Source organism: Halalkalibacter akibai JCM 9157, from assembly GCF_000513135.1.
In the GTDB taxonomy this organism is placed as follows: Bacteria; Bacillota; Bacilli; order Bacillales; family Bacillaceae_D; genus Halalkalibacter; species Halalkalibacter akibai.
Genome location: NZ_BAUV01000003.1, coordinates 1 through 12459, shown reverse-complemented (window position 1 = coordinate 12459; position 12459 = coordinate 1). Strand labels below are relative to the sequence as shown.

At 34.7% G+C, this 12459-nt stretch carries 10 protein-coding genes and 1 pseudogene; 9 read left to right on the top strand and 2 right to left on the bottom strand.

Annotated features, from left to right (window positions below):
• Positions 1–94 precede the first annotated feature (94 nt).
• The gene (locus tag JCM9157_RS02695) at positions 95–808 is read right to left on the bottom strand and encodes a uracil-DNA glycosylase (RefSeq protein ID WP_035661874.1); all 714 of its coding nucleotides are present in this window, start codon (positions 806–808) and stop codon (positions 95–97) included.
• 463 nt (positions 809–1271) lie between these two features.
• Between JCM9157_RS02695 and JCM9157_RS02690 the strand changes: the two genes are divergently transcribed.
• Complete coding sequence (locus JCM9157_RS02690; RefSeq protein WP_035661873.1) at positions 1272–1523, top strand: hypothetical protein; 252 nt, start codon at positions 1272–1274, stop codon at positions 1521–1523.
• A 172-nt stretch (positions 1524–1695) separates the two neighbouring features.
• Here JCM9157_RS02690 and JCM9157_RS26185 read toward each other — a convergent pair.
• Positions 1696–2840: pseudogene (locus JCM9157_RS26185) on the bottom strand (family 8 glycosyl hydrolase).
• A gap of 414 nt (positions 2841–3254) precedes the next feature.
• On the opposite strand from JCM9157_RS26185, the gene JCM9157_RS02680 reads away from it, so the two are divergent.
• From JCM9157_RS02680 to JCM9157_RS02650, 8 genes are all read left to right on the top strand, one after another.
• Entirely contained in the window at positions 3255–3815 is a 561-nt protein-coding gene (locus JCM9157_RS02680) for a hypothetical protein (protein WP_035661871.1), read from the top strand.
• Between the two features lie 45 nt (positions 3816–3860).
• The gene (locus tag JCM9157_RS02675) at positions 3861–4499 is read left to right on the top strand and encodes a YesL family protein (protein WP_035661869.1); all 639 of its coding nucleotides are present in this window, start codon (positions 3861–3863) and stop codon (positions 4497–4499) included.
• 200 nt (positions 4500–4699) lie between these two features.
• Complete coding sequence (locus tag JCM9157_RS02670) at positions 4700–6280, top strand: response regulator transcription factor (protein WP_035661867.1); 1581 nt, start codon at positions 4700–4702, stop codon at positions 6278–6280.
• Positions 6281–6437: 157 nt separating this feature from the next.
• Positions 6438–8036: a sensor histidine kinase gene (locus JCM9157_RS02665; RefSeq protein WP_235714777.1), complete on the top strand. Its 1599-nt coding sequence runs from the start codon at positions 6438–6440 to the stop codon at positions 8034–8036.
• A 471-nt stretch (positions 8037–8507) separates the two neighbouring features.
• Entirely contained in the window at positions 8508–8996 is a 489-nt protein-coding gene (locus JCM9157_RS25950; protein ID WP_369384683.1) for an extracellular solute-binding protein, read from the top strand.
• A gap of 152 nt (positions 8997–9148) precedes the next feature.
• Positions 9149–10186 carry a type 2 periplasmic-binding domain-containing protein gene (locus JCM9157_RS25945; RefSeq protein ID WP_369384682.1) on the top strand — a complete coding sequence of 346 codons (1038 nt, stop codon included), beginning with the start codon at positions 9149–9151 and terminating at the stop codon, positions 10184–10186.
• A 116-nt stretch (positions 10187–10302) separates the two neighbouring features.
• The gene (locus JCM9157_RS02655) at positions 10303–11256 is read left to right on the top strand and encodes an ABC transporter permease (RefSeq protein ID WP_052012924.1); all 954 of its coding nucleotides are present in this window, start codon (positions 10303–10305) and stop codon (positions 11254–11256) included.
• 12 nt (positions 11257–11268) lie between these two features.
• On the top strand, positions 11269–12198 hold the full coding sequence (locus JCM9157_RS02650; protein WP_052012906.1) for a carbohydrate ABC transporter permease: 930 nt from the start codon (positions 11269–11271) through the stop codon (positions 12196–12198).
• Positions 12199–12459: the final 261 nt, after the last annotated feature.

The following is a 12459-nucleotide window of genomic DNA, read 5'->3' as shown; positions in this document are numbered from 1 at the left end:
CAAATCTCACTTTCAGATCGAAACAGATAAAGCTTCCTAACATTAATTACATAATAGCTATGAAATCAGTGAATAATTAATATTTGATTTGAATTCACCCCAACCAGTTTACTTCATCCATCGTTTTTCTAAAGCCTTCAAACCTCAAGAAATCATCTTGATAACTTTCACTTACTCTAGAAGGATGCCTACTTTCATAAATGGAGCCGTTAGTTAAATGCACCTTGTTAGACTTTGCTTCTTTACCCCACAAGAACCAGATCGCATCTGGTTTCTTAGACGATATAAATTCCAATACTTTTTTCGAAAAAGGTTCCCATAAATCTTTGTGTGAATTCGGCTCTCCTATCTTACAAGTGAATGAAGTATTTAAGAATAAAACACCTTGATCTTCAAGGGATTGAAACCAATTTGCTGGAGACTTCATTTTAAAAGTACCCCTAACAATTTCTTCCTTTATTTCAGAGTACTTTTTAATGTCCCGGTATTCATTTATGTTGTTGTATTCTTTATGTATAAGTCTAACAATGTTTTTTAATGAGCTTTGTCTAAAAGGTTCATTCCAACTAGCAAGATCCCCTACTTCAAAGGCTCTTCCAGTTGCAACTCCTTTTGATGGATACACATCTTGTCCAAGCCAAATGATTTTAATTTTGTTTAAATCGACACTTAAAAACCTTAATACCATTTCAGGTTTTGTAGGGTTTAATTCCTTGCCCACTTTACTTTCTATTAAGTCTATCTCCTCTATAATTTCTGTAGTTAGAAAATCTTCCCAAGATGAATGTACATTATTATGAATAAACATATTATCTCCTTATGCACTTGATTTAAAGCTGTTTTTGTATGACTTATCGTTTTTTGGTTACCGTTCTTCAGATGTTCGTTCTATTGCTCTAAATCACTCGAATTCACTTCGAGGAAAATCTATTGCAACATCTTTAGGAAAACTGCCTTATAAAAACGACCATGTATAATAATAACCTACAAATAGTTTTATTAGTACCTACCCATTTAGTCTTAATGTGAGTTATGTTGTCTTTTCGCACATCAAGCTTATATTCCTATGAATCAAAGCTCTTGATTTTTTTAAATAGATTGTATACTTCTTACAGTAGAATTCTTTATTTTTTTCAGGTTCACCTATAGTTCTACTAATGAAACAACACGAAGAGTCTAGTATAATTTGAGACAACACTGCAGGTTCTTATTTTTTAAATTCGCAAGTGTTGTTTAGGAGACATATAGACATCATAGAAAGGAAGCTGGAAATGTACCAAAATCGAGGATTAATGATTCTTTTTATTATTTTTTGGGTTATCGTTTTACGTTTGTATATATTTGAAGAAGAACGGTCGATTATTCATTTCTTATTAGGTAGCACGATTTTTGGTGTCTTATTGAATCGATATAAACATCTATCAAGCAAGCATAAAAAAACACAGGCCAATGCTGCATTAATTATTGCCATAATTATTTTCCTTACTCTTATTTTCTGGTATGTTGTTCCTTTCTTTGCGTAAAAGAATCCAGTCTAGAGGAAAGGCCAGATTCGTTCCATTCTGCTCCATTTCACTAAGTGGGAAAAAACGAAAGTAACGTGAATACCTAAAACTTAAATATTATGTATTCAAAATTTATTTAATAAAATAATGGGCTATTCTACTGTGTGTAGAATAGCCCATTCTCATGTAGTTACCCCTCTTGCTTAGGTAACCATATTTTAAAGTTGCCGCTCAGCGCCAACAAGGCAAATAAGAACAAGCAATTATCGTAATATCGTCTTTCGCCAGAACGAAGCTTTGTATTCCAAAATAAATCGACACTAGACTTAGCATAAGGACCTTCAACGGTTGCTAAAGATGCCATAGCATTTGTTGCAACTAAGCCGACAGGATGAAGTGATTTTTCCTCAAATGCTTCTCCACTAATCGTATAACGGCGGTAGTCTACTGGATCCTTGTCAGCGAAAAAGGCTTGGATCTTATTAGCTTGTTCTGTCTCCCACTCATTGCCCCCGAACCATTCAGTATCAAGACCCACATTTGCAGCAACCCGGTAAGAATCACTATAAAAATGACCGAAGCCACGCTCGTTATTTGGAGTTCCGTCATAATGAGCATACTCCGGAGCAAGCCCCGTTTCTGGATGACAAGCAAGAGTTAGATACTCTCGACTTGCTTCTGCCGCTTCTTTCCAAAATGAGCGGTCTTCTTCATTTGCCCAAAGACTAAATAACTCATAGAAATGCGGTAAATGGTAGGACGGGTCGGAATACTCACAGTTAGGAATAAACTTAATTAGCTTATTTTCCGGATTCCACATCGGGTGGCCAACTCCATCTTCTCCTTTATGTATACATGTATGTAGTAGGTTTCTTGCTTGTTCACTGTAGTTGAGAATTCCTTCTCCATCTCCCAGCGGTGGGATGCAAAGAACAAGGCTAAGGCAAAATACTCCTCTCCATCAGGAGCTGGACCGTAAGAATTTTTTGTTCCATCAGGACTGCAGGACCACGCGAAATACCCAGCGTTTTCTCCCTCTGTTAAAAACATATATTTCATTGTCCAGTTCCAAAGTCGATTAAATACATCTTGATTATTCATCTGTACTGCCATCATCATTCCGTACGACATTCCTTCTGTACGTACATCTATATTACCAGTGTCTAACATATAGCCTAGACTATCATCTACTTCAAAATAAATACGCTCATCTTCATCACCGAAAAACATCGTATTCCACGTCTCTTGTATTCTTGCATCAATCACTGTTTCCGAATAGCCATATTCTTTAAATAAATTACGATATGTTCCTGTATAAAAAGCTCCACTATTCATTTACATCATCCCTCCTAATGTCATCAAATAAAGCGCTTACAACAATGAAGCTAACGTTTCTGTTAAAATTATATCAAATCAACCATTTAGTAGGATTAGGGGAAATAAAGAACTTACTTTAAAAAATATAGTTATAAAGGGGAAAACAGAACCTTCCTTTAATGATTCTGCTTGAAATAGTAAGAATGTCTTTCTTCATTTTTTCGTTCCAATGCACTCCATCTTACTACTAGAATGCAAGCTTGTTAAAACAAAGATATTAACTAATTTAAACATATTCTATAGTTTATTCCCTATCAAAATACATGTAACTATCGTATTATATACGAGTCAATCTATTTTGTTTTTTTTATTTCAAGAAGTGTGAAAGCGCTTAAATATAACATCACTAAAATAGTGAAAAGAGGAAACGACATGAGAAAGCTTGGTATAGTGGCAGTTATGTTTCTTCTGCTTCTTACAGTTAGCTCTTGTGGTAAGAACGAAGAAATGAACAAAAGCACTTTAGATGTGATGTTTCTCTCGAACATTCCGTCGAATATAAATTGGAAATTTGATTCTTATTTAAGAGACATTCTGGTCGAAGGTGGCTTCGAAGTTGAGGATTTAGAAATTAACGTTCAACTTTATCCTCCCTCTCATGACAAGTTGACCATTGAAATTTTAGCAAAACAAGTAGATGTCTTCATTGTCGATGAGTCACTTAAATTGATATTAATGGATCCTTTTGGCCTTCTTGAATTAGATTCTATCTTAGTTTCATCACCAGAGCTTAAGGCTAATCCTGACTTGTATTTTGAAGATGAAGAAACAGGAAAAACAAGCCTCTTTGGCGTATCATTAACTAACGATTCAAGACTATTAAGAGATTTGGGTTTAACCCTTCAGTCACCCTTAATAGGAGTAGTCACAAAGGGCAGTCCTCATAAGGAAAAAGCTACTCATATCCTTAAGGCGTTATATGAGATAGAATAGATTTAGTTCACCTTAGAAACAACCAATAGTTAGGGGGAGAAACTGATGGAACCTAGTTGGATGTCTAGCGGTTTTTATCGTATCTGTAACTGGATTTGGAAATTAGCTTATATTAACTTACTGTGGATCGTTTTTACCATTTTAGGTTTAGGTATATTTGGTTTTTTACCTGCAACTGTAGCAATGTTTACCATCATGAGGAAATGGCTGATGGGAAATGGTGACGCTGATATTTTTGTTCCGTTTGTAATGACCTATAAAAAAGAGTTTATTAAGATAAACATATTAGGAATAGCCTTCTTAGCTGGTGCTTATTTAATTTATTTTAATTATTTGTATTTAGGTACAGTTAATGGTTTCATGCACACGATTTTAGCACTAGGATGGTATGCATCTATCCTCTTCTATTTTATTACTTTATGCTATGTGATACCTGCATATATACATTACGATATGAAGTTGTTTCAATATTTAAAAGTAGCTCTTATTATCGGCATTGTAAATCCGCTAGCATTTGTTACCCTATTGATTAGTTTTGGATTATTAGCCTATCTATTCTACTTAGTACCTGGACTTATTCCGTTTTTTGGTGTGAGTTTAATCGGATTCATTATTATGTGGAGTGCTCACCTTTCGTTTAACAGAATTGAAATGAAAAAGGAAAGACTTGCTACAGCCCAGTAAAAAATGAGATTATAATTAAATAATCATAGCCAGTATGCAACCAGATCATAAAGTGTATACTGGCTTTTTTGTTATAAGTGATAGCGTTTTCAAATTGAAGTGTGATGGCTTATAATAAAAATAATTATTGTAGAAAGGTGTCGAGATTACATCAATTTTTAAAATTAGAACTCAACACGATTTACAAGGGAGTTGAATAAATGTTTAGAACTGTTTTGGTCGATGATGAGGTTTTCGTAAGACAAGGTTTAAAAAGTTTAATTGATTGGGAAGAATGCGGGTTTGAAGTTGTAGCCGAAGCGGCAAATGGCGAAGATGCCCTAAAAATTATTAAAGATATAAAACCAGACTTAGTTATTACAGATATTAGAATGCCTGTTCTCAATGGACTAGAGTTAATAGAACAAACAAAAGAAAAGTTAAAGGTCAATTCCAAGTTTATTATTGTTAGTGGCTATAATGACTTCTCCTATGCACAAAAGGCTGTTAGATGGGGAGTTATTGATTTTGTCTTAAAACCTATTGATCAAGAAGATCTACAAGCTACATTGTTAAAGCTTAGAGATAAATTAGAAGCTGAAAAAGCAAATCATACAGAGAAAGAGAAGTTGCTTCTTAATCAAATATTTACCCATACTTGGGCAGAAGTGGATAAGAAAAAGGTTGATTTATTGGCGTCATTGTTGGGAGATTTCTACAAGGGTGGAAATTATTATTATGTAAATGTAGAATTAAATAATTTAACCCAAACAGAACAAGATGCTATACAGGGGAAAAATAGTTTAATAAAAGATATTCTTAGTGAAGCAGTAGAAAAACTATGTAAAGATCCTAGTTATTTAGCAATTTATGAACAACCCGATGAATCAACTGGTTTTCTAATTACAAGCAACCACCTTCTAAAGTTTAAAGGAACGATAGATCAATTAGCAGAAAAAATAAGAACTGAAATCGAACTCACTCTTAACACACCTGTTATGATCTACATCGGCACTAAAGTCTCTGATTTATCAGACGTTAAAGAATCATATGATACAGCTAATAGTATTAGAAACTACAAATATGTTTTGAAAAATACAAACGTCATTATCTATGATGAAGTGAAGGATTTGAAAACAAGCTATACTGAGCTAAATAACAAATTGTATATCTCACTTATGGAACAATTAGAAGAAAACAATCCTTCCGAGATTCATCATGTTATCAATAAGATCTTCTCGGAATTCGAAACCCATAGTTTTGATCCTAGCGCAATCAAAACGTCTATTAATCGCTGTGTTCATAAAGTGATTCAAACGATAAATGACATGGATGGCGAAGAAAAAAGAATTATATCTCTTCCTGCAATGACAAATTGGGAGAAATATAATTTAACATTGGATGAATTAAAAAGACTATTCACTAATTACCTCCTCGAAGGTGCAGTTGTCATCCAAGAACTCCGAAAGGAAAACATGAAGGGTGACATTTATAAATTAAAGGCATACGTTGAGAAAAACTATCATGAAAATATTAGTCTTAAAAGCATTGCCAGTAAATTTTATATGAACCCTGTTTACTTAGGTCAATTATTTAAAAAGACATTTGGGGTATACTTTAAAGAGTATTTACTAACGCTCCGTATAGATGAAGCGAAAAACCTTCTTCGAAAGACGGATCTTCGAGTTTATGAAATAGCGGAAAAGGTTGGTTTTGGTAGCACTGATTATTTCGTAACACAGTTTGAGAAGGTAAGTAAAATGACTCCAACAGAATATCGAAATCAATTACTAAAAAAATGATAAAAGTAGGAATAGATTATGCTTCCTTTCAAATTGAATAATATAAAGCTTAGAAATAAGTTGCTCATCTTATATATATTTTGTGTGTTTATACCTATCATTTTTACAAATATTGTGTTTTACCAAGTCACATCAAACAACATAAAAAAACAAAAAAATGCATGATGTGCAGCTACTTTTAGACCAAATATCCAATGAATTTGTTAATGTAGTTGACCAGGCAGTAGGTATATCTTCAAGCTTCTATACAGATACAAGAATTTACGATTTCTTTGATACAGAATATGATTCAGCAATTGATTATGTAGAGGCTTATGATTTTTATTTACTTGAATACAACAGATATAGCCCACTCTATTATTCGATACAATCGGTTTCCTTTTACACCGATAATCCTTCAATTATTTTTGCTGGAGGAGTTAGACCGATAAATGAATTTACTATGGAGCATGATTGGTATGCAAGATTAACAGAGGTAAAGCATCCGATTTTAATAAGGACAAATCCAAATTTGAATAGTGAGCTTTTTAGTATTATTAGGGAACTTGATTATTACAAAAACAGAAGTGAATACCAAAAAATTGTCAGAATAGATCTAAATCCCTTAACGTTAAGGCATATTTTCAATAATATTGCTTTTCAAGGTGATGTTTACTTATTAAATGGAAATGGTAGCATTGAATACACCTCCAATAACTCCATTGATTGGCGAAGCAATAATTTGACTTTCGAACAGTTGGAAATTCCTGATGGGACAATTATCGTTGAGAATCAAGTTCTCCCTCAAAGCTATTCGGAAGGAATGCAAATTGTTGGAACAGTTAAAGAGGACGTGCTTCTAGAAGAACTTTATAACTCTAGACAATTTATTGTTATTTTAGCAACCATCACTTTTATTCTCCCAACTTTACTAATTATTTTGATTTCAAAATCTATTCACGCGAGATTATTACGTGTTCTTAGATATATAAAGAAGATGAAGAAACAGAACTTTGAACTGATTGAGTTTGCAGGAGATAAAGATGAAATTGGAGAGTTAACGAATGAGTTTAACAATATGTCTCGCACAATTAATAAGCTAATCAACGAGGTTTATATTGCCAATATTGAGAAAAAAGATCTAGAAATAAGGGAAAAACAAGCTCAACTTAGCGCATTACAAAGCCAAATTAATCCTCATTTCTTATTTAATGCTCTTGAAACCATAAGAATGAGAAGTGTTATAAAAGGAGAAAAAGAAACCGCTAAAATTATTCAAAACATGGCCAAGATCTTTAGGAATTCTCTCACATGGGGTAAAGATTTTCAAACCGTTAGAGAAGAACTTATTTTGATTACGTGTTTCCTTGAAATTCAAAAGTATAGGTTTGGTGATAAAATTGATTTTGAGTTTCAAATAGATGATGAGGCTTATGACTGTATTATCCCTAATATGGTCTTCCTACCTTTTGTCGAAAATGCTAGTATTCATGGTGTTGAGTCTATTAAAGAGAATGGAAAAATTCATATTAGCATTAAAAATAGAAACAAAAACCTGTATTTTACCATTACAGATAATGGACTTGGAATGGAAAAGGAACAACTAACTAAACTAATGCAAAGTTTAGAAAATGGAGAGTCCATGGGTGACAGTGTTGGAATAAAAAATGTTTATTACAGGTTAAAACTTTATTATAAAAATGACTTTGATTTTTCAATTACTAGTAATTCAGATACAGGTACAAAGGTAGAAATTAGACTACCAGCCGATAGGTAAAAAACTAGTGAATTTACGTGAGGTGTTCTGAAAAGGATCATTCCTTTTTAGAACACCTTTTTCACTTTTTACATTGGTTATGTTCGCACAATCTGTTGGTTTCAGTAAAATCGTTGCCTTGGAATAGGGCTATTCCTCATATGAAATGGTGCGAAAGTCATTCTGCCTCTGCGGGAATTAATGGTAAGGACAAAAACTCACGGGTTTAGCCGAGACTTAGCTCCTCCCACCTTCCTACCCATTAAAAACAACTTCACAAATTAGAGTATTGAGGTTATCAACAAAATGTAGCTATCGTGTTAATAGAATAAACGAGTTTTACAGAGTCAAATATTTAAAATTATGAAAAAACTATACTTCTCAAAGTTAGAACTATAGTTTAGATGGTCACCGCAAACCATTGTAAACGCTATAATGAAAGTGCTTTCATATTTAGAAAGCGCTAGATAAATATCCGGAAGGGGATGTCAAATGTTTAAGAAAAGTTATTTATTCATAGTCCTTGTTTTATCATTACTATTAGTTTTTGCAGCATGTTCGAACAACAGTGAGACTAACTCTGAGTCTAAGCCTGATGCTGACTCTGATTCAACAGAAACATCAAAAGAACCAGTTACGTATCACTTGTTTAACGCAGGTGCAGCAGGAAAAGATTTAAACACAAATGAAACAACACTTGGTAAAAAGTTTGAAGAAGAAACAGGAGTTAATTTCAGACTTGAACATTTAGTTGGAGACCTTAACCAAAAGATCGGTGTTATGGTTGCGGGTGGTAACTATCCAGATGTTATCGTTCCAGATGCTGGTATTGACACATTACTAGATGCAGGAGCATTCATTCCTCTAAATGATTTACTTGAAGAGCATGGACAAAACATTCTTAAAGCTTATGAAGAGTATCTTCCTATGTTTACAAGTGATGATGGCAACATCTATATCATCCTTTCGGAGCTACAGTAAATGAGTTTCAACCGAATCCAAATATTGACCAAGGTGCTTTCTGGATTCAACGCGGAGTTCTTAAAGAATATGGTTTCCCTGAAATTAAAACATTAGATGAATATTTAGATGTAATTACTCGTTACGCAGCAGAAAATCCTGAAATTGACGGTATGAAAACAATTCCGTTTACTGGTTTAACTTATGACTGGAGATTCTTTGCTTTTTCTAACATTCCAAATCATTTAGCGGGTTATCCAAACGATGGTGCCGTTATGGTTGATATGGATACTCACGAAGCTAAAGTTTATGCAGATTCTGACTATGCTAAACGTTGGTTAGAAACATTAAATACACTTAATGCTGAAGGTAACTTAGACCAAGAAATGTTTGTTATGAACTACGATGAATATTTAGCGAAGTTAACTTCTGGACGTGTTCTAGGATTCTTCGATTACGGTTGGCAGTTTGGTAATGCAACAAATGCACTACGAGATGCAGGTGACCCTGACAAAGAATATATGGCCCTACCAGTTGTTTTTGATGAATCTATTACAGATCAATATCTTGAGCCGCCAACATTCACTGGAAACCGCGGAGTTGGTATTACCGTATCTGCAAAAAATCCTGAGCGAATCATTCAATACTGGGATAACTTGATCAAAGAAGAAAACCAAAAATTAGTTTTCTGGGGTAATGAAGGCGAGCACTATACAGTTAATGAAGATGGACGTTACTATCAAACAGATGAGCAAATTGCACTTGTTGAAAACCAACAATTTAGAGAAGACTTTGGTATGACAACTTTTGAGTGGAGCTGGCCTCGTATTAATGGTTCGTTCTCTGATGGGAATGCGGTAGAACCACGTAGACAGCCAGAAGTAGCTCTAGCGACATACAGAGACGGTGATCGCGAGTATTTAGACGCTTATGGTATTAGCACATTTGCTGAGTTATTCTCTGCTCCCGAAGAGCGTCCTTGGTATCCTACATGGAGTGCAAACGTTGAGCAAGGTTCACCACAACATATCTTCTCAGAGCGTTCTGAGGAAATAATTAAAAGACATTATGCTCGAATTGTATTAGCTGATCCTGCTAACTTTGAAAAAGAGTGGGAAGATTTCACTACTGCATATAGAGCGCTTGATGTAGAAGGATATGAGCAATTCTTTACAGACGTAGTTAAAAAACGTGTAAATGGCGAATGGTAATTTGTTAAAAAAGGAGCGAAGACAACCGAATATCTGGAGTTGTCTTCGCTCCCCTTTTTAGATTTATTAGGTTTGACAACAGGGAGGGAGAACAAGTGTCTTTACAAACATCACCAATCAACCCAATTCCAAAGGAGCCTGCAAAGAAACCTATTGGAATAAAATTATTCATACACAAATGTATAGAACAAAGAGCATTGCTATTAATGAGCCTTCCTTTTCTCATTTGGCTAATCATTTTTCGATATGTGCCATTAGCAGGATGGGCAATCGCTTTCCAAGATTTTCGTCCGGCAAGACCGCTTCTTGAACAAGAATGGGCAGGAATGAAACACTTCGTATTCTTATTCACAGATCCTAGGTTTTTCGAGGTATTACGAAACACATTAGCTATGAGTTTAATTAACTTAGTTCTTGGCTTTGTTACGGCTATTGGACTAGCAATCCTTTTAAATGAGCTTCGTAACATTGCTTTTAAACGAGTTGTACAAACAATAAGTTATATGCCTCACTTCCTATCATGGGTAGTTGCTGCAGGTCTCGTGTCCGCAGTTCTATCAGTGGAAACAGGGATTGTGAACATCATCTTAAACAACCTAGGTATTATAAGAGAAAACATCATGTGGTTAGGTGTTGGAGAGTATTTCTGGGGAATTATCGGGGCTGCTGATGTCTGGAAAAACGTAGGGTGGAACACAATTATCTACTTAGCTGCAATTACGATGATTGACACAGAGCAATTTGAAGCTGCAGAAATTGACGGGGCTTCGCGCTTACAACGTATTTGGTATATTACCCTTCCAGGGATGAAGCCAGTTATTATCATTTTATTAATTATGAACTTAGGATATATTTTAGAGTCTGGATTTGAAGCACAATATTTATTAATGAACTCCATGAATATGGATTATGCGGAAAACTTAGATATATTTGTACTCCGTTATGGTATCAATATGGGGAACTTCTCCTTAGCTACAGCAGCTGGGATCTTTAAAACAGTAGTAAGCTTTATTTTCCTTTTCTCTGCAAACTCCATTGCTAAGAAAATGGGTGAAGCAAGATTATTCTAGAGGAGGGGCATCATGAATAACAAGCTATTAGCCAAAATGGCAGGTAAGCGACGAGGCTTAGATGATCTGATTTTCGATACATTAAATGTTACATTTATGATCTTCCTTTGTATCGTAATGTTATACCCGATGCTAAACACATTAGCGGTATCGTTAAATGAAGCATCAGATACGGTTCGAGGAGGAATTTACCTTTTACCAAGAGCTTTCACTTGGTATAACTACACTCATATTTTTGGTGAATCACAATTGATGCAAGCTGGAGTCATCTCTGTATTAAGAACTGTTCTTGGAACGGCTATATCTGTATTCTGTACGGCAATGGTCGCTTACACGATTAGTCGTAAAGACTTTGTTCTTAAGAAATTCGTAACGATTGCGTTCGTATTAACGATGTATTTAAACGGTGGATTAATTCCAACTTACCTTTTAATGAGAGAGCTTTCTTTAATTGGTACGTTCTGGATCTATATCATTCCTGGTTTAATTGGAGTTTTCAACTTAATCGTTGTTCGTTCCTTTATCGAAGGATTGCCTGATACTATTTTTGAATCTGCTCGTATTGACGGAGCAGGAGAATTCACTCAGTTCTTTAGAATTGCATTGCCATTGTGTTTACCGGTAATTGCAACTGTTTCTCTATTCGTTGCAGTAGGTCAGTGGAACCAATGGTTTGACGTTTTCCTATATAACTCTCATAAACCAGAGTTAAGTACGCTTCAATACGAGTTAATGAAAATTTTACAAAACTCTAACTCTATGACAGGTGGTAACGCTCAGAGTGCTTTTTCAAACGCTCAGAGTGGTGTTGTTGAAACAGTTACACCACAATCAGTTCGTGCAGCAATGACAATTATCGTATCTGTTCCAATCATTTGTGTATATCCATTCTTACAAAAATACTTTGTTAAAGGGTTAACACTAGGTGGAGTAAAAGGTTAAGACTTAAACAAATTTTCAAAAAACCCATAGAGTGCATTGAAAAAGTTCATTTTAACTTCTTTCAGTGCACTCTAAAATTTTCATTGTAGGCTGTTCTTGCAAAAATTGTTGTTACATAATAGGTGATCCTCTTAGTGAAATGGAGCGGCAATGGCTCCACACGTTGCGCGCCTGCTATGAGAAACCCACTCATAGCAAGCTTTAAAAGATTGCAACGGTTACGCTCATTGCTTAAGAGGTAAGGCCGAGACCCCTCAGGCA